Genomic DNA, 18,380 nt, shown 5'->3' on the forward strand with positions numbered 1-18,380 from the left:
CCCACGCAGACGCCGTCTGTCGCCACTGAGATGCATGTTGGCAGCTCGTATCAATTGACACGTGGGCTCGTGACATACGATACGGAAGCACGTGGCAATAGGCACGAGGGCTCGTTCCTTCCGTTACGAGCCGACGACGGGCTGCTACGAGGGGACAAAGGCAATGGCGGAGAGGGGAAACGCAATCTCCCTTTCTGCAGCGACCGCAAGGGGCAGAAGGGGGGAATGGATAATGGTGAGGGGGTTAATGCATGTACTGATGGGCGGGGCACAGGCCGAAGACGAAGGGCTTGCCTTTATGCGCCTGGTAATCGCACATGATGCAAGTGGGGTCGGTGCAGTGTGGGGCTTTGTAGTAGCCATGGCCAAACTCGTGGACTATGACGGCAAGGAAGTTATCGCCCTTGGCACGATAGTCTGACACGATGGTCTTGAAGTGGCCACGGGTGGTAAGGCCCATAATGCCGTAGTTCTTGGTGTTGTGGATGTTGAAGGAGATGTCTTTGTGGGTGAGTCCTATAACAAAAGCGTCGGGACCGGCAACGGAGAGGTCGCGAAGCAAGGCACTGGCGAGATAGCGCTGGCGTGGCTTGTAATAGGCGTGAGCCGGCAGGGGGCGGCTGGGTAGCACCTCGACATGCGACCAGTCGCCGCGATAGACTCTGCCAAGTGCCTGGGTGATAGAGGCTCGCAGCGCCTCTGCCTCGCGTTGAGGAAAATCTTCATAGGGCTGCAGGTAGATGGTAAAGGGCTTTTTTTCGGCAGGGAGCGCTGGCTCGGAGGCCGACCGGCGCCCGGTGCACGCTGCGCAGCACAGGGCGAGGATGACAAGAAAGAGGTAACGTCTCATAGGAAGCCAAATAAATAGTGGCGTCAGCCCGTGCAACTGTAACGAAGCGGGTGCCGGTCAACGCTTGGCCTTAAAGAAATCTTGCATCAGCTGCCGACACTCGTCTTCCATCACTCCGGCGGTGACGCGGGTCTTGGGATGGAAGGCATGGGGAGCATAGAGGGCATAGCCGCGCTTGGCATCGGGGGCGCCATAGACGACTCGGTCTATCTGGGACCAGCCGAGGGCTCCAGCGCACATCACGCAGGGTTCGACGGTGACATAGAGGGTGCAGCCCTTGAGATATTTTCCACCGAGAAGGTTGGCGGCAGAGGTGATAGCCTGCATCTCGGCATGGGCGGTGACATCGTGGAGGGCTTCGGTGAGGTTGGAGGCGCGGGCGATGATGCGGTCGCCACACACGATGACGGATCCGATGGGTATCTCGTCAGCATCGAGGGCTATGCGGGCCTGCTCGAGGGCCTTTGACATATAGAAGAGGTCTTTCTTCTGCTGTTCTTCTGCACTCATTGGGGATAGGAATGGGATAAAGGGGATAAGGAAACGGGTAAAAAAGAGAGCGGGAATAGTGTGAACTTATTCCCGCTCTGCTATTATGGTTGAATGGTTGTCTTACTCCTTGATACCGAGAGCGGCCTTAGCGGCAGCATTCTCTGGGTCGAGCTCGAGCACCTTGTGCCAGTATTCGGCTGCCTTGTCGTTCTCTTTGGCGAGAGTGTAATAGTAGCCGAGGTATCTGTAAGCCTCGAGGAGGTTGGCCTTGTCGCGGTCATCCATGGTCTCGTGACCCTTGATAATCTCTACGAGCTTCTCGTAGTGGGGCTTGGCAGCACCGGTCTTGGTCTCTGGGTCGAGCTGGAAGCCGATGTGAGCACGCTGGAGAGTAGCGTAGTCAGCAAAGGTTGAGAACTGCTCGGCGATGGTAGCATATACCTTGTCGGCCTCGAGCAGATACTTCTCCATTTCGGCTCCCTCTACCTTGGCAGCCTGGTTTTTGTAGAGAGCAGCGAGCTGACCATACATAGAAGCGGTGCGCTTGGAAGAGATTTCGATGTACTTGTTGAAGTTTTCAACAGCCTTGTCGATGTCGCCCTTCTGGCCATAAACCTCGGCGAGGTCTCTGTAAACAGAAATCTGCAGGTCCTTGTCCTCGGGAGCCACCTCTGCAGCCTTGATGTACTGCTCGATAGCGCTGTCAAGCTCCTTGTTACCCTTAAGCGCAGAAGCGTAATAGAGGTGGTCGTTGCCAGAAATCTTGGCACCCTCGCAAGCGAAGAGAGCCTTGCCGGCAGCCACTGCCTCGGGGAATTTCTTCAACTCGGTGTTGTTGAACATGCACAGACGGTTGAGGGCAGAGTTGGAAGGGAATTTGCCAGCACCCATCTGGGCTATCTCAAGACTCTTCTCGTACTTGCCGAGCAGGAAGCAGTCGGTGGCATAGGCTGCCAGCTGATAGTCTTCCATCTGGCTGCGGTCAACCTTGTCATAATACTCGACAGCTTTCTCGAGGCGACCAGCCTTGTCGAAAATCTCGGCAGAAATGATGTCAACGGGATAGTCGGGGCGAACCTTGCGGAGTTCCTCGAGTTTCATCACAGCCATAGTGGGGTTGGCCTTGCTGTTGACCTGGGCATAACGACGGTAGCCCTCAATGTTCTGGGGGTCCATCATAGTGGCCTGCTCAAACCAAGCGGATGCGCTACCACCATTGTCCTTGGCAACTTCGATATCGCCCATGAGCACGTAGCCAGGACCATACTTGCTGTTGACCTTCAAGGCATTCTCGGCCAAAGCCACGGCATTGGCGGTATCCTTGACATCAAGATAAGCGCGGCCGAGGGCTGTCAGTGCCTCAGCGTTCTTCTTGTAGTTCTTGCGGAAAGCCTTAATCTCATCCTTGATAGCAGCAGGATTGGACTTGTTTTCCTTAACCAGTTTACTAATGTTCTCGATGTCACTCTTCATATCCTGTGACATTGCGGGAGCGCTGAAACCCATCAGCAGAGCTCCGATAAAGAAATATTTAATCGACTTCATAATTCTAACTTTTAGGGTTACTTAATTATAGGACGTTGTACCAATTCTCAATGTTACGGCTATTTGGTTATATTAACATCACGAATGGTGATGTTGCCCTGAACAGGGAGCAGGCCGGACTTGAAAATAATGAGCTGGCCCTTGGGGGAGTGCATGAAGTTGGCAAAGCCCCACGGCAGACCACGCAACGGGTCGTTGAGAAGCGCATAGATGGTGCGCGAAAGGGGATAGTTGCCATTATAAATATAGTATTGATAGGGCTTCCAGCTGTTCTCGGGCGTAGCCTTGTCAAGCCGGGAAACCGACATCGTACGGATATTCTTCTTGAATGTGAGGTTGGTGGTGTCGCGCTTGTCATTGAGCCAGTTGCTGCCGATAATGCCAATGGCATTGACATTCTCTTCAACATACTTGATGACGTCGGCGGTGTTGTTGGTGGCTGCCATATTGGGGTTGGTAATGGGCTTGCCGCCAAGGATACTGTCTTCCACAAAGTGGACGGTACTGGATTTCTTATTGTCAAAGACTATGAGCACCTCGCCTTTGTCTGACTTGGGATTGAGTTGCTTCCACTGGGTAATCTTACCCGACATGATGGCAGCAAAATCCTTGACAGATATACAGGTGTCATTGTTGGCCTTGTTGACAATAAGCGCCAAGCCATCGTAAGCGATAGGTATGGCACGGGGATTGAAACTCTTGTCACGCAAGCTCTGACGCTCCATATCCCTATAATCGCGGGCTGTCACGGCAAGACAAATCTTTCCTTGCAGCAACATCGTGATAGCGTCTGACTCGTTGGTGTAGATAGGCTTGAGCGTAGCCTGGGGGTAAGTGAATTGGAAGAGCTCAACTTCCTCATCAATAATGGGGCTAAAACTTTCGTCAGAGGCGAAACTGGCCACCCCTGACGAATATGTATCTGTTCGTCCGCTTTTGTTTTTCTTACCGGAGCAAGAAAGACAAAAGCAGGCGAAAAGTGTTAATCCTACAATACTGTAGAATACGGTCTTCTTCATTATTCAAACGTTTACTATTGCAATCTGAACAATACAGGAACGCGGTAGTTCACACGAACGGTAATACCATTCTGCTTACCAGGAGTCCAACGTGGCATTGACTTAACCACGCGTACGGCTTCCTTGTCGAGTGATGGGTCTACACCTCTCAAAACGTGTACGTCTGAGATAGAACCATCCTTCTCAACCACGAACTGTACAGTTACACGGCCCTGAACACCATTCTCCTGGGCTACAACGGGATACTTAGTATTCTCAGAGAGATACTTCATAAGCGCCGCAGGACCACCGGGGAACAAAGGCTGCTGCTCTACGATATCGAATACCTTGTTTTCCTCCTCATGCTTAGGTGGCTCGGGCTCGGCAATAACTTCCTTGGCCTTGAGAATCTCACCATTGGCATCATCGTTACCCTTTACATCAAAGGTACCGATGGCGGTCTTGGTACTCATCAATTCGTCCTGAGTCTTAAGCTCTTCATCGGGCTTCACCTCTTCATCCTTCTTGATGACAGGAGCGGTAAACTTGATAGAGCTCTTTACGCGCTCTACAACACGCTCGGGTTCAACCTCGACTTTCTTCTGCTTAACCTCAGCCTTCTTCTTGGGCTGGTCATAGTTAGTAAGCTCAGCCACCTGGGTCATTGCGACCTTGGCACGCTGCTCGTCTACAAAATTCTTGACTGTGAGAATGATAAAGGCAACAATCAACAGTATTACAACTGCAACCATAGCGAGGATGTTACGCTTGGTAGTGCTCTTACGGAGTCTATAGGCACCGTAGGCCTTATTGCGCCCTTCAAATACCAAATCAACCCAGTCTGAAGAAATCAAATCAATTTTTGACATAGTCTTCTTAATTTTAATAATTCAACAATAACGACTACTTAACGCCTGCCTTATCAAGCAGCTTTTGGTCGTCTGGGTTAACTTTATCAATCACATACTTACCGATGCTGCACAACTGCATTTCATCGAGAGCATCTATCAAGTTCTTGTAGCTGGCCTTGTCAGTAGCCTTGATGATGATGGTCATGGTCGAAATCTTCTGGCCATTACCGAGGTCACCGGCCTTAATCTTAGACAGCTCGCTGTTGTAGAGCGTGTCGGGGAAGTTGGGCTCGTTGAGCTTCTTTTCATCAAGTTTAGCCTTGGCCAACATCACTTGCTGTACAGGCTGAGTGCCATCTTCAGTAACGTGGGTAATGAGCACCTTACGAATACCGTCCTTACCCCAAGTTGTCTTCTTCAGGCAGGTAGGGTCATCGTATTTGGGCAAACCAGCGATGTAGTAAATCTGGTCATCGGCACCTACATATATTGTAATGGTGTAAGAAGCCTTGGTCACAGACTTGTCTTCATCTTTCGTGTTCTTGTCATTACTTGGCATACTCAATTCCATAGTCTGAGGTTTGGCCAAAGACGTACAGAGCATAAAGAACGTGATAAGAAGCATCATCATATCCACCATAGGCGTAAAGTCTACGCGGACATTCATTTTCTTTTGTTTACTTGCTTTCTGCTTTGCCATTCTTTAGTCCTCCTCTTTCTTTAAAGAAGTGATAAGATAATAGCGGTTCTGGTTCATATCCTGAAGCTCAGACATTACAGTCTTCACTGTCTTGTAAGGAGTGTCAGAGTCTGCCTTGATGGCAATCTTCATATCCTCATTGACTAAGACAGCTTCAGCAACCCACAACTGGAACTCGCTCATACCCTTCTTGCCATCGCCATTGTCGATACTGTCGGTAGGAATACCTTCTTTCTGTATGGCGTCAGTCATCTGGTCTTCGGGAAGACTCAGATATGCGGGCAATTTTTCTACGCTCACACCAAGCATTGAATGCTTCTTGAGAGCTTCACGCTGTGCTCCATTCAAAGTCACACCAAATCGGCTGGTCATGGCATCAACAACACTAACGAGGTCGTTGGCATTTTCGATGCTCATGAATACCTTGCCATCCTTGGCTACACTGATGGTCAGCACGTCCTTCTCGGGCACTTTAATCTCCGAAACCGATCCAGGGGTGTTCACCTTTACTGGCTCATTCTTCACGAATGTTGATGTCAACATGAAGAATGTCAGCAGGAGCACCATGACATCGGACATAGGAGTCATGTCGATCCAGACATCTTTCTTCTCAATTTTTACTTTACCCATAGCGATAAATTTTTAAAGGGTTAGCAAAAATTAAGCTTCTTCTCCGTGGTTGGCTTCGTATGTCTGAGCAATAGTGTAACCAACTTCATCAAGAGCGTAAGTCAGCTTATCAATCTTGTTTGTGAAGAAGTTGTAGATAACAACGGCGAACCAAGATGTCAAGATACCAGATGCGGTATTAACCAAGGCCTCAGAAATACCAGTAGAAAGTGCCTGTGAGTCAGCACCACCACCTGCAGCCAGAGCGGCGAATGAACGGATCATACCAACAACGGTACCGAACAGAGCGGTAAGAGTACCGAGAGTTACGATAGTTGCTACGATGGGGAGGTTCATCTGCAGAGTAGGCATCTCAAGCTGAGTAGCCTCCTCGTGAGCCTGCTGAATCTTAGCGATCTTCTGGCTCTTCTTAACGCCAGTAGTCTTCTCCATCTCCTCATAAGTATTCAGAGAAGCGTTAACTACGTTAGCTACAGTACCCTGCATCTTGTCGCAGAGCTGGTGAGCCTTAGCGAAATCGCCAGCCTTGATAGCTACCTTAACCTCAGCAGTGAACTTAGCGAGAGACATCTTACCGAAAGCAGAGCGGAGGGCGAAGAAACGCTCAACACCGAGTGCGATAACGGTGAACAACAGAGTGAAGATTACAGGTACTACGATACCACCTTTGTAGATTGTACCGAGCAGGTTAGCGGGCTCACCGCTGTTGTCTCCACCGTGGAAGTTAGCTCCGTTACCGAGGAATCCCTCGTAGAAAGCTACGGCCAGACCGAAGCAAACAACGATGATCCAAATTGCATCTCTAACTCCCTGAAAGCCCTTCTTGGGGGCTGCTTTTTTTGTAGTTGCCATAATGTTACAATTAATTTTTGGTTATTAATAAAATGTTATAAGTTAATCTATTTCTTCTTGTTTTCTTTCCCTTGTTTTGCACAATTGAACTGATTGTATCTTTTGACAAGCAAAGATAGCAAATTAATATATATCCGCCACTTAATTAAGAAGTTTTAACAAGATATTTGTGACTTTTTTAGATGGCGTATATCATTTGAGTTTGCCAAGCGCAGCCTTAATGCGTCCCATGGCCGTGCGAATATTTTCATCGCTGGTGGCGTAACTCATTCTGAAGCAATCGGAATCACCGAAAGCATCGCCACCGACAGTAGCTACATGGGCTTCTTCGAGCAGATACATGGCCAGGTCGGTAGAACTGTTGATGACGCGCGTGCCGTCGCTCTTTCCGAAGAAGCTGCTGCACTTGGGGAAGAGGTAGAAAGCGCCTTGCGGACAGTTGACCTCGAGGCCAGGGATATCTTTGGCCAGGTCGACGATAAGGTTGCGACGACGCTCAAACGCCTTTCGCATTTCCTCTACGCAACTCTGAGGCGAATCATAGGCAGCTTCAGCCGCTTTCTGGCTTACCGAACATGGGCCGCTGGTGTATTGGCCCTGCAACTTGTTGCATCCCTTGACGATCCATTCAGGGGCAGCGATGTAACCGATACGCCAGCCGGTCATGGCATAGGCTTTGGACACACCGTTGACGATGATGCACCGCTCCTGCATGCCTTCAAACTGAGCAATGCTCTCATGATGTCCGGTATAGTTGATATGCTCGTAGATTTCATCAGCCAGAACATAGACGCCGTCGTGGCGCAGTATCACTTCTGCCAATTCCCGCAGTTCTTCACGCGAATAGACGCTTCCTGTAGGATTGCTTGGCGAGCAGAGTATGAGCAGGCGGGTCTTGGGAGTGATGGCCTGCTCGAGTTGCTGGGCAGTCATTTTGAAGTCCTGTTCAAATCCAGTGTTCACGATGACCGGTTCGCCGTCGGCCATCTTGACCATCTGCGGATAACTTACCCAGTAGGGAGCCGGGATGATGACCTCGTCTCCCTTGTTGACGAGCGCCATGACCGTATTGCACACACCCTGCTTGGCGCCGTTTGACACCGATATCTGGGCAGGCGTGTAGTCAAGTCCGTTCTCGCGCTTGAGCTTTCGCACAATGGCTTCCCTGAGCGAGGCATAGCCCGCCACAGGCGAATAGCGCGAATAGTTGTCATCGATAGCCTTCTTGGCAGCTTCCTTGATGTGGTCGGGAGTGTTAAAGTCTGGTTCTCCCACACTGAGATTGATGACATCAATGCCTTGGGCCTTCATCTCGCTACTCTTCTGCGACATCGCCAGCGTAGCCGATGGAGCCAGGCGATTGATACAATCTGACAAATTAATCATAATATACTTTTTAACGTTCTTATATAGGCTGTTCTATATTATTGCAAACAACCCGGCCGCGGCCTACCCTATCCCATCTACGGTGATTTAACCTATATTATTTAAGATGGAGGGTGTGGCCCATACGGTCGCGCTTGGTCTTGAGATAGCGCTCGTTGTAGACATTGGGGGTAATCTCGATGGGCACGTTCTCCACGATTTCGAGTCCGTAAGCCTCCAGACCCACACGCTTCACGGGATTGTTGGTGAGCAGACGCATCTTGTGGACATTGAGATGACGCAGCATCTGCGCGCCACAACCATAGTCGCGCTCGTCGGGCTTAAAGCCGAGATGCACATTGGCATCCACCGTGTCATACCCCTCCTCCTGCAGTTTGTAGGCAGCTATCTTGTTCATCAGTCCGATACCGCGACCTTCCTGCTGCATGTAGATGAGCACACCTTTACCTTCACGGTCTATCATCTGCATGGCCTTGTGCAGCTGTTCGCCGCAGTCGCAGCGCTTGCTGCCCAGGATATCGCCGGTGGCGCACGAAGAGTGCACTCTCACCAGTATGGGCTCGTCCGGACGCCACTCTCCCTTGACGAGAGCCATGTGTTCCAGACCGTTACTCTGCTGACGGAAGGGGATGAGTTTGAAGTCGCCATACTCGGTAGGCATCTCCACCTCGTCGCCCACCTCGATAATCGACTCCTTGGTGAGTCTGTAGGCGATAAGGTCCTTGATAGACACGATGCGCATGCCCCACTCTTCTGCCATCTTGCACAACTCGGGCATGCGAGCCATCGTTCCGTCTTCGTTCATGATTTCCATGAGTGCGCCGGCGGGATAGAGACCTGCCAGTTTGCACAAATCGATGGCCGCTTCGGTATGGCCACTACGGCGCAGCACGCCGTTGTCCTGGGCGTAGAGGGGATTGATATGGCCGGGACGGCCAAAGGTCTGCGGAGTCGATGCGGGGTCAGCCAGAGCCTGTATGGTGGCGGCTCGATCATGTGCCGACACGCCTGTGCTACAGCCCTCCAGCTTGTCTATCGTTACCGTAAACGGCGTGCCAAGCATCGAGGTATTGTCAGAGACCTGATGGGGCAGGTCCAGTTCTTCACAACGGCTGATGGTGATGGGGGCACAGAGCACGCCGCGGGCATGCTTGAGCATGAAGTTCACCTTCTCGGGTGTTATCTTTTCGGCGGCGATAATCAGGTCGCCTTCATTCTCGCGGTCTTCATCGTCGACCACAATCACAAATTTACCTTCGGCAAAGTCCTTGACGGCTGCCTCTATATTATCTATGTTGAAATCAGTCATAATCTTGGTTCTTGTCTGAGTGATTACACCTTATTATATATATTATACTATCTTCTCTATTCTCGATATGATGTTGGCATTGGCCTGCTGGATGTCGCGCAGATCATTGAACAGACGGATGCGGAACTGCCACATGCGAATGTACAGAAACAGGCCCAGGGGCAGACACAGCGCAGCCAGAATGTTGAGCCATCGGCGCTCGAAGGGGCGCGTATGGGCCTTGGTGGCGATGTAGGGATAGAAGTTCATCTCGTTGATGATTACCACATCGCGCGTGTTGGACAGGTCTTCGATTACCTCTTCCAGTCGGGCATTGATTTTCTCTATGGCGTGGTCGGGCGAGTACTTGAAGAACACCTTTATCACGTTGGGCGCCGAGCGCAGACGGTGACGACGCGAGTATTCCAGTATCTCCCGGCTTATCTGCGCCAGTTTCTCGGCATCGCCGCGATAGTCGGGCTCGTCTACGACAACCTCCTTCATGGGCACATGGCGCTTCAGACGCAGACCCAGCAGGCGCATGGCCAGACTGCGCCACAGGTCGAGGTTGAACACCATCGAGTCGTGCGAAGCCTTGTAGGTGACAAATGCCGCCGTGGGGATGAGCACCACCGGCGCAAGTGCCGTGCCATACCATATTGACCATATTCCCGAACGTGCCATCTTATATCCCGTGCTGTCCAGGATGTAGTAGATGATATACACAAACACCGACACGATGATGGGGATACCCAGACCACCCTTGCGGATGATGGTGCCGAGCGGCGCACCGATGAAGAAGAATATCAGACACGACAGGGCGAGGGCAAACTTCTTGATAGACTCGAGCTTGTGCTCGCGTATCAGTCGGTCACCGTCATTGGTTATCAGTTTCTTGAAGTCCAAGTCCACCTTGGCGCTCTGCACATCAGAGAGAGCGCTGTTCACCATATTCTTGCGAGCGTCGGGCGAGAGTTTGGCACACACGGAGTCAAAGTCCACCGACTGGCTCTTGATAATCTTTGCCACAGCCAGCCGCTGGTGGGGTGTGATGCTGTCCTGGCGGTAGTAGGTCATGCGGGCATAGTCCATATAGTCGGCGCCCACACTGTCGTAGTGCAGCGTGAGCGAGTCCTTGCCGCGCTGAAGCTCGGCCAGACTCTTGCCCTTGGCATTGTTGGACAGACTGGAGGCATCCATCAGACTGAAGTCGCCGTCAAAGTCGAGCACGATGCGCTTGGCGGTAAACGTCTCGCGGCGGTAAGGCACCGAGGCGGCATCGCCGAAGCTCTGGGTCTGCATATTCTCAAACCACTCACCGCTCCACAACGTGAGCAGCAGGTGTTTCTTCTCTGCCGTTGACTGCAGCATACCCGAGTCGGCCAGGATGATGGCATGGTCTTCATAGCTGGCCGTCATGCGGTAAATCATGATGCCATAGAGCTTACCGGTCTTCATGTCCTTCTTCTGCACATAGAGGTTGCAGTTGGGGATGCCGCTATAGAAGATGCCTTCGGGTATCTCCAGTTCAGGGCTCTTCTGCTTTACCGAGATAAACAGCTGGGCCATCTTCTGGTTGGCTATAGGGCCTATTTGGTTCTGGAATATGAAGCTCACGCCGGTGGTGACCACTGCAAAGACGATGAGCGACCTGAAGGTCTGCATCAGCGAGATTCCCGCAGCCTTGATGGCCGTGAGCTCACTGCTCTCGCCCAAGTTGCCAAAAGTGATAAGCGAAGAAAGCAACAGTGCCAGCGGAAGCGCCTGGGGTACGAACATCAGGCCCATATACCAGAACAGCTGACCCATAATGTCGAGAGTCAGACCCTTGCCTATCAGTTCGTCTACAAACTTCCACAGAAACTGCATCATCAGAACAAAGAGGCTGATGCAGAACGTACCGCAGAAGAGCAGGCTGAATTGCCTGAGGATGAATATATCTAATTTCTTTATTCGCAGCATAATGTACGTGGTGACTATATACGCGTGTACATAATTTTGAGTGCAAAGTTAGCATAAATTATTCATATTCTCCTTATTTTTTCACTTTTTATTACTGCCGCCGCCGCTTTTGCGTCCATCCGAGGAGGCGCCGGAAGGCGTCGCAACAAAAAAAAACATAGGAAAAGAGACAAAAAGTGTCCGAAAATTTTGCAAGCACGAAAATTTTCACTACCTTTGCATCCGCAATCGCACAAATGGCGGGATAGCTCAGCTGGTTAGAGCGTCGGATTCATAATCCGGAGGTCGTGGGTTCGGGTCCCACCCCCGCTACTGCAAAAGGAGTTACGAAGACTATCGTAACTCCTTTTACTTTATGTGGGAAAACGATGGAAATTAATAAGATTTTCAGGATTTCCCTTGCTAATCCCAACGAATATCCTTATTTTTGCACAAAAGACTGGATATGAATTCAGAAACATTGGACTTTGTAATATTCTGCGTCTCAAGCGTAGCGGAGAGGATGAAGATGAGCGCACGCGATGTTTATCGCAAGATGAGCGAATCGGGGATTATCAGCAATTACATAATCCCATGTTATGACGTGCTCCACACGTTCTCGAAGCAGTATATCACCGACGATCTCATATCCGTGATGAAGGAGAAAGGGGTTGTCGCATGATTACGTTGTACCATTCCTCCCGGGTAGTTGTCGATAAGCCCGACATCCTTCACTCCCGTGAGAGCCTTGACTTCGGAAAAGGCTTTTACCTTACTCGCTTACGGTCTCAGGCTGACAAATACGCCGAGAGATTCATAAGACTCTATAATTCTGCCGTTCTCAACATTTATCATTTTGACGAGAACCTGGAAGGCTTTACATCCCATGTCTTTGAAAAGTATGACGGCGACTGGATTGATTACATTGTTGCATGCCGGAGGCTTCAAGGCCATACACTGTATGACATAATCGAAGGTGGTATAGCCGACGATAAGGTTTACAACACCGTTGACCTGTACATGCAGGGTATATATACCAAAGAGCAGGCTCTTGACATGCTGATTTACAAGAAACCGAACAACCAAATATGCATTACGAGCCAAGAACTTCTTGACAGAAACCTGCATTATGTCAAATCTATAATACTATAATGTTATGGAAACAAACAAGACTATCCTCCAGATGAAATATGGACGCATCGTCAAGGCATTCGCCAAGGAAGCTGGAATTTCCCTTGACGAGGCTCTTGACAAGTTCTACAACTCAAATACCTTTATCCTTATGGATGAGGGCATCGCCGATATGCAGGCCATGAGCGACATCTACCTCACCGATGAACTTCTCATAGAATACGGCTACAAGAAACAGCCCGGAACGGAAAAGACTGTGGCGTAAATACATTTCCATAGGCTACACCTTAAACGCAGTTGACTTTGCCCAAATTGGGGCGAAACACTCTCCCAACAAGTTGTTGGACAATTCTATTTTGATTTGTGTCACAGATTGTGGAACTATTGAAATTTAATGAGAATATAAAACGGGAGAAGGAGACCACATCTCCCTCTCCCTAAATCTTACAAACATATTGCCTCAAAGATTTAATCCAAAACAAAGGCAATGCCTCCATCCATCATCTTGTCAACCATATATCAACCGCCTAAACCATTCAGGATTACCAGTTTGACGTCTGACTTTACTTCAGCCCTGCCGGCAACACCGTGAGCGACGAGTATTTCCGCACGGAGGATATCAGACTGTGGCGGACGCAGACCCGTACGACCATTTCCAACCGCGAGATAGAGGACTATGTCTACACCTACTCCGCTGACGAACTCAAAACGCACAAGTCATCCTGCTGCAAGAATATGGGAGACGACGCCTACCAGTTCCTCCTTTTCGCAAAGCTGTGGGAGAAGGCGCGCGACGAGATGAACGCCCCGTGACACTACCCTACTAAGAACGACCAACAAGTAAAGGCCCTGCAGAAGATTTCTGACCAGGGTTGACCCCTTGCGAAACCACACGCGTAGATAACCACAACGCTGCCAACGCGAACCGCAATATCGCCCACACTCAACGAGACACCAAAGAGTCTCATGCTCACGCCATTCAGCAGCGCGGAGATGACTGTTGCCGACGCGTATCGGCCGATACGGATGCACGTGCCGTCCGATACGGATGCTCGTACCGTCCGATGCGGATGCGAGTATCGTCCGATACGAACCAACAATGATGGTCCCGGCGTTGCCAGTGATGTCTGACGCTCCACCAATGGCAACTCCGACAGCATTGGCGCGGGAAAGAGACACTGCCGAGGATGGCACCACAACTATAGAGACTTTCCCTATCATCCTCAAGGGCAAAGAGAGATTGCCCGTCAGCCAATGCTCGTGCCGAACGTATACCAAAAGCCTCCCGATGGGCTCGGAGGGCAATATATCCTTCAGTTGCTGGCAGCCTTATTTAAGGACGCTATCAGGCGATATGCCAAATTTCTTGCAAATACCAATAACCCCTTCTCTGAAACGAGACTCCGCCTCTTCTTTTGTTATGTTTAGCTCCTTCTTCAACTCCACTATTTCCTTTTTGAGCTTTTCAACTTCTATGTTGAATTGTTCGGTCAGTCTATTGGCAGTCTCTTCGTCATGCTTGTCTAACAATTCTTTATGGACTTTGTCTTTATATCTTGATGTAAGCCATATTGTAATGAGGTAAGATATCATAAGAGCCATAATCTTACCAGCAATTTCAGCACCTTTTTTCACACATTCTTTAGACACCACCTCTGCACATTTGGCAGCGGGTTCCATTATCTTTTCAATCATTGTTTTGTAGTTTTATGTAGTCAATGCTTTTAGACAGCAAATACTCATGTTTTATCTGCGCAATCGGATATTTCCAAAGATTCCAATAATTCTTGCAGAAAATATTCGTAGACGAAAAAAGCCCTCCACTCGTGATGAGGGAGGGCCTTGGTGTGGGTGTATGGGGTTACTTGACGAGCACCACCAGATACTTGCTGGTAGACCAGAAGAGTTGTGGATTGGTAATGCGCAGCACATACTGCTTGTTGACATCGGGGGTGAGGGTGTAACTGCCCGAGGGGTGCATGGTGAGGATGCGTGCCGACTTGGAGTAGAACTTGATTTCCTTGTCGATGCGGATGTCAATCTTGGCAAAGTAGTTCTTGTTGAAGTTAGACTGCAGCACCTTGCCATTCTCCATGATATGCTGTTCCTTGAGTTCCTTCTTGGTGCCGAAGACAAACCATGCGGTGTTGAGCTGCTTGTCCTGGTTGCTGATGGTCTGCGCCTTCTGCTGGGCGTCGGTCTGCAGGTTCTCGACATTGTCGTTGAGGTTGTCTATCTTCTCGTCGAGCTCGGCGATGTGTATATCCTTGGCGTCGAGTTCGGCCTTGAGCCGCTGCAGCTCCTGCGCCTTGTCGTCGAGCTGCTGGGTGAGGTTGCTAATGGTCTTGCGCAGCTCGTCGCCGTTGAAGCGGCTCTCGCGCAACTGCTGCTGCAGACGCTTCATGAGCTCACGGTTGCGGGCCATAGTATTGGCTATAAACTTGATGTTCTCCTTAATCTGTGCCGTCTTGTTGGCGCCTTCGCCCTCACGGGCTATGCTCAGTCGGTTTTCAGCCTGATTGATGGCGCTCAGCCCTTCCTGGATTTCATTGAGCGTGCTCATCATGTCATTGATTTCACTGTCGCGCTGGGCGATGATGCGCTGCAGCGAGTCGTTTTGTTCCATATTTGCCAGGTCAGGCGATGACTTCTTGCCCGTACAAGCGCCAAGCAACAGGAGTGCCAGGCATGCGAATAACTTCAATTGCTTCATAGTTTTTCCTTTTTAGATTTCTTATTATTACCAGCCACTACTATAACAAACTCTCCTCGTGGCGAATTCTCGGTGAAATGGGCGATGGCCTCGGCCAGAGTACCGCGCACGTGCTGCTCGTGGAGCTTGGATATCTCGCGCGCCACGCTCACCTGGCGGTCTTCGCCGAAGACTTCGGCAAACTGCTGGAGCGTCTTGAGCACTCGGTAGGGCGACTCGTAGAATATCATCGTGCGTGTCTCTTCGCGCAGCGACTCGAGCAGCGTCTGCCGTCCTTTCTTCTGTGGCAGAAAGCCTTCGAAGCAGAACCTGTCGCAGGGCAGACCTGACGCCACGATGGCGGGGATACAGGCTGTGGCGCCGGGCAGACACACTACCTCGACACCGGCATTGGCTGCCTCGCGCGCCAGATAGAATCCGGGGTCGCTGATGCCGGGAGTGCCGGCGTCGCTCACCAATGCCACGGTCTGGCCTGCCTTGAGCCGCTCGACGATGCCGGCGGTGGTGCCGTGCTCGTTGAACTTGTGATGGGCCAGCAGATGGTTCTTGATGTCGAAGTGGCGGAGCAGATTGCCCGATGTGCGCGTGTCTTCGGCAAGCACTACATCGGCCTCTTTCAATATGCGTATGGCGCGGAGCGTCATATCCTCCATATTGCCCACAGGTGTCGGTATAATATATAATGTACCCATATATGGTTGCAAACTTACACAAAAATATCGGTATCGATAACCATTAGGTCAAAAAAAATAATTAGGAAAAAGGAAAAAACGTTAAAACGTGGTGATTGAGACAAAAAAGCGGCGTTTCTCTTGCTCCACTAAAAAGCTCTTCGTAATTTTGTAGCATTATGATGGAGAATATATACAGAGAAACCCATCGTCCCGGAAGAATCGAGGTGATTTGCGGTTCGATGTTCTCGGGCAAGACCGAAGAACTGATAAGGAGAATGAAGCGCGCGAAGTTTGCCAAGCAGAAGGTGGAAATCTTCAAGCCGGCGATAGACACCCGCTACTCAGACGAAGACGTGGTAAGCCATGACCATAACGCCATCCCCAGCACGCCCATCGACGCCTCGGCATCGATACTGCTGCTATCGTCAGACATCGACGTGGTGGGCATCGACGAGGCCCAGTTCCTCGACGAGAGCCTGGTCGACGTGTGCAACCAGCTGGCCAACCGCGGCGTGCGCGTCATCATCGCCGGACTGGACATGGACTTTCAGGGAGTGCCCTTCGGCCCAATCCCTGCGCTGTGTGCCGTGGCCGACGAGGTGACCAAGGTGCATGCCATCTGTGTGAAGTGTGGCGCGCTGGCCTACGTGAGTCACCGACTGGTCAAGAACGACCGCCGGGTAATGCTGGGTGAGGCCCAGGAGTACGAGCCTCTCTGCCGCACCTGCTATCAGCAAGCCGTCAAGGAGGAAGGACAAAACAACCAAGAAGAATGACAAGAATATGAGCAAGGAGATAACCTTTGACCTGTTTATACGCCGCGCCGGACTGGTGGCACTCACCCTGGGTGTGTTCTGTCTGGTCAACTATCTCAGCGGAGTGCTGCTGCCCTTCTGTGTGGCATGGCTCTTCGCCTATCTGCTCTACCCCATCGTCAAGTTTGTGCAGCACAAGATGGGCGTAAGGGTACGTGCGCTCGCCATCGTCATCACCATGGTCATGGTGCTGGCGGTCATCGGCGGAGTGGTCTACCTCATCATCCCGCCTATGATTGAGCAGTTTCAGAAGCTCGGCGACATCCTCGCCCGCTGGGTGAGACAGACCACCCACACCAATGACCTCACGGCATATATCTCGTCATGGGTCGAGGAAAACCATATCGAGGTGGAGCGCTTCTTCCGCAGCGACGACTTCAACAATGCCGTCAAGAGCGCCATGCCCAAGCTGTTCAGCTTTGTGGGTCAGACCGCCAACGTCATCATCAGCATCATCGCCTCGATGATTACGCTGCTCTATATGTTCTTCATCCTGCTCGACTACGAATACCTCACCACCAACTGGATACGCATATTCCCGAAGAAGAACCGCCCCTTCTGGAGCGTGCTGGCCAAAGACGTGGAGCGCGAACTCAACAACTATATCCGCGGGCAGGGTCTCGTGGCACTGTGTATGGGCGTGATGTTCTGCATAGGCTTCTCTATCATGGACTTCCCCATGGCTATAGGCTTGGGCATCCTCATCGGCATCATGGACCTGGTGCCCTATCTCCACACCTTCGCCCTCATCCCCACCGCATTTCTTGCCATGCTCAAAGCCGCCGACACGGGACAGAGCTTCTGGCTCATCTTCGGACTGGCTGTGGGGCTCTTTGCTGTGGTACAGCTGATTACCGATATGATAGTGACGCCCAAGATTATGGGCAAGGCCATGGGCCTCAACCCAGCCATACTGCTGCTGTCGCTGTCGGTATGGGGTGCGCTGCTGGGCTTCATCGGACTGATTATCGCCCTGCCCCTCACCACCCTCATCATCGCCTACTGGCAACGCTATGTGACCAAGGAGAAGGCTGGTGAGCCCGCCAGCCAGGCTGAGAGTCAACAGCCTCAGCAGCAATAGGCCCCCCGCCATTACCGCCATGACACCCTCCAGCGATGCCACGACACTGGCAGCTTCGGTCAGGCCCACCGCCCTACCACCGCCACCACCCACAGCGAGCCAAATGACCAGAACAAGAATAGGCATAAACTCCCTGTTACCCATCACAATACGAAACGGGTAAAAAAGTAAGGAAATTATTTGCACAGTAAAATAAATATTAGTAACTTTGCACTCGCTTTCAGAAATGATAGCTGTGAGCGACTCGCTAGCTCAGCTGGTAGAGCACAACACTTTTAATGTTGGGGTCATGGGTTCGAGCCCCATGCGAGTCACGAAGAGGAGAACGATAAGTTCTCCTCTTTTTTTGTTAATCATACACTTTGGGCTTTCAGAAGTACGCTCTACATCTGTACAGGACACGGCTCGGCTCACCCGATAAACCAGGGGATAA

General features: G+C 51.0%; 20 protein-coding genes and 2 tRNA genes. 8 read left to right on the plus strand and 14 right to left on the minus strand.

Features of this window, described 5'->3' with window-relative positions:
* Positions 1-244: 244 nt before the first annotated feature.
* The 11 genes from CIK92_RS11425 to CIK92_RS11475 all read right to left on the minus strand — a co-directional run bounded on the left by CIK92_RS11425 (position 245) and on the right by CIK92_RS11475 (position 11,554).
* Positions 245-850, minus strand: coding sequence for a hypothetical protein (locus CIK92_RS11425; protein ID WP_094389154.1), 606 nt, complete (start codon positions 848-850; stop codon positions 245-247).
* Positions 851-907: 57 nt separating this feature from the next.
* Positions 908-1,360 (minus strand): nucleoside deaminase, encoded by a 453-nt coding sequence (locus CIK92_RS11430; RefSeq protein ID WP_094389155.1) that lies wholly within the window; start codon positions 1,358-1,360, stop codon positions 908-910.
* Positions 1,361-1,462: 102 nt separating this feature from the next.
* A complete protein-coding gene (locus CIK92_RS11435) occupies positions 1,463-2,887 on the minus strand; it encodes a lipopolysaccharide assembly protein LapB (protein WP_094389156.1) in 1,425 nt (474 codons plus the stop codon).
* Positions 2,888-2,946: 59 nt separating this feature from the next.
* A complete protein-coding gene (locus tag CIK92_RS11440; RefSeq protein ID WP_022309551.1) occupies positions 2,947-3,906 on the minus strand; it encodes a PstS family phosphate ABC transporter substrate-binding protein in 960 nt (319 codons plus the stop codon).
* Positions 3,907-3,920: 14 nt separating this feature from the next.
* Complete coding sequence (locus CIK92_RS11445) at positions 3,921-4,754, minus strand: energy transducer TonB (protein WP_094384735.1); 834 nt, start codon at positions 4,752-4,754, stop codon at positions 3,921-3,923.
* A gap of 34 nt (positions 4,755-4,788) precedes the next feature.
* The gene (locus tag CIK92_RS11450) at positions 4,789-5,436 is read right to left on the minus strand and encodes a biopolymer transporter ExbD (protein WP_094384732.1); all 648 of its coding nucleotides are present in this window, start codon (positions 5,434-5,436) and stop codon (positions 4,789-4,791) included.
* A 3-nt stretch (positions 5,437-5,439) separates the two neighbouring features.
* A complete protein-coding gene (locus tag CIK92_RS11455) occupies positions 5,440-6,066 on the minus strand; it encodes a biopolymer transporter ExbD (RefSeq protein WP_094389157.1) in 627 nt (208 codons plus the stop codon).
* A 30-nt stretch (positions 6,067-6,096) separates the two neighbouring features.
* The gene (locus CIK92_RS11460) at positions 6,097-6,918 is read right to left on the minus strand and encodes a MotA/TolQ/ExbB proton channel family protein (RefSeq protein WP_022309555.1); all 822 of its coding nucleotides are present in this window, start codon (positions 6,916-6,918) and stop codon (positions 6,097-6,099) included.
* 192 nt (positions 6,919-7,110) lie between these two features.
* A complete protein-coding gene (locus CIK92_RS11465) occupies positions 7,111-8,304 on the minus strand; it encodes a pyridoxal phosphate-dependent aminotransferase (protein ID WP_094384728.1) in 1,194 nt (397 codons plus the stop codon).
* A 97-nt stretch (positions 8,305-8,401) separates the two neighbouring features.
* Positions 8,402-9,613 carry a bifunctional 3,4-dihydroxy-2-butanone-4-phosphate synthase/GTP cyclohydrolase II gene (locus CIK92_RS11470; protein WP_094389158.1) on the minus strand — a complete coding sequence of 404 codons (1,212 nt, stop codon included), beginning with the start codon at positions 9,611-9,613 and terminating at the stop codon, positions 8,402-8,404.
* A gap of 42 nt (positions 9,614-9,655) precedes the next feature.
* Entirely contained in the window at positions 9,656-11,554 is a 1,899-nt protein-coding gene (locus CIK92_RS11475) for an LptF/LptG family permease (protein WP_022309558.1), read from the minus strand.
* A 238-nt stretch (positions 11,555-11,792) separates the two neighbouring features.
* On the opposite strand from CIK92_RS11475, the gene CIK92_RS11480 reads away from it, so the two are divergent.
* The 5 genes from CIK92_RS11480 to CIK92_RS11500 all read left to right on the plus strand — a co-directional run bounded on the left by CIK92_RS11480 (position 11,793) and on the right by CIK92_RS11500 (position 13,477).
* Positions 11,793-11,866 (plus strand) — tRNA-Met (locus tag CIK92_RS11480).
* Between the two features lie 133 nt (positions 11,867-11,999).
* Positions 12,000-12,215: a DUF3791 domain-containing protein gene (locus CIK92_RS11485; protein ID WP_022309559.1), complete on the plus strand. Its 216-nt coding sequence runs from the start codon at positions 12,000-12,002 to the stop codon at positions 12,213-12,215.
* Complete coding sequence (locus CIK92_RS11490) at positions 12,212-12,685, plus strand: DUF3990 domain-containing protein (protein ID WP_022309560.1); 474 nt, start codon at positions 12,212-12,214, stop codon at positions 12,683-12,685. The genes CIK92_RS11485 and CIK92_RS11490 overlap by 4 nt, the downstream gene beginning before the upstream one ends.
* A 4-nt stretch (positions 12,686-12,689) precedes the next feature.
* Positions 12,690-12,929, plus strand: coding sequence for a DUF3791 domain-containing protein (locus CIK92_RS11495; RefSeq protein ID WP_094384721.1), 240 nt, complete (start codon positions 12,690-12,692; stop codon positions 12,927-12,929).
* A 323-nt stretch (positions 12,930-13,252) separates the two neighbouring features.
* Positions 13,253-13,477 (plus strand): hypothetical protein, encoded by a 225-nt coding sequence (locus CIK92_RS11500; protein WP_022309562.1) that lies wholly within the window; start codon positions 13,253-13,255, stop codon positions 13,475-13,477.
* A 516-nt stretch (positions 13,478-13,993) separates the two neighbouring features.
* Here the strand turns inward: CIK92_RS11500 and CIK92_RS11505 are convergent.
* The 3 genes from CIK92_RS11505 to rsmI all read right to left on the minus strand — a co-directional run bounded on the left by CIK92_RS11505 (position 13,994) and on the right by rsmI (position 16,069).
* Positions 13,994-14,359 carry a hypothetical protein gene (locus tag CIK92_RS11505; RefSeq protein ID WP_094389159.1) on the minus strand — a complete coding sequence of 122 codons (366 nt, stop codon included), beginning with the start codon at positions 14,357-14,359 and terminating at the stop codon, positions 13,994-13,996.
* Positions 14,360-14,525: 166 nt separating this feature from the next.
* Positions 14,526-15,377: a hypothetical protein gene (locus tag CIK92_RS11510; protein WP_094384717.1), complete on the minus strand. Its 852-nt coding sequence runs from the start codon at positions 15,375-15,377 to the stop codon at positions 14,526-14,528.
* On the minus strand, positions 15,374-16,069 hold the full coding sequence (gene rsmI, locus CIK92_RS11515) for a 16S rRNA (cytidine(1402)-2'-O)-methyltransferase (protein ID WP_094389160.1): 696 nt from the start codon (positions 16,067-16,069) through the stop codon (positions 15,374-15,376). The genes CIK92_RS11510 and rsmI overlap by 4 nt, the downstream gene beginning before the upstream one ends.
* A gap of 158 nt (positions 16,070-16,227) precedes the next feature.
* Between rsmI and CIK92_RS11520 the strand changes: the two genes are divergently transcribed.
* The 3 genes from CIK92_RS11520 to CIK92_RS11530 all read left to right on the plus strand — a co-directional run bounded on the left by CIK92_RS11520 (position 16,228) and on the right by CIK92_RS11530 (position 18,261).
* Positions 16,228-16,827: a thymidine kinase gene (locus CIK92_RS11520; protein WP_094389161.1), complete on the plus strand. Its 600-nt coding sequence runs from the start codon at positions 16,228-16,230 to the stop codon at positions 16,825-16,827.
* A gap of 7 nt (positions 16,828-16,834) precedes the next feature.
* On the plus strand, positions 16,835-17,947 hold the full coding sequence (locus tag CIK92_RS11525; RefSeq protein WP_094389162.1) for an AI-2E family transporter: 1,113 nt from the start codon (positions 16,835-16,837) through the stop codon (positions 17,945-17,947).
* Positions 17,948-18,188: 241 nt separating this feature from the next.
* A tRNA-Lys gene (locus CIK92_RS11530) sits at positions 18,189-18,261 on the plus strand.
* The last annotated feature ends 119 nt before the right edge of the window (positions 18,262-18,380 follow it).

The organism is Prevotella sp. P4-67 (assembly GCF_002251325.1).
Lineage (GTDB): Bacteria > Bacteroidota > Bacteroidia > Bacteroidales > Bacteroidaceae > Prevotella.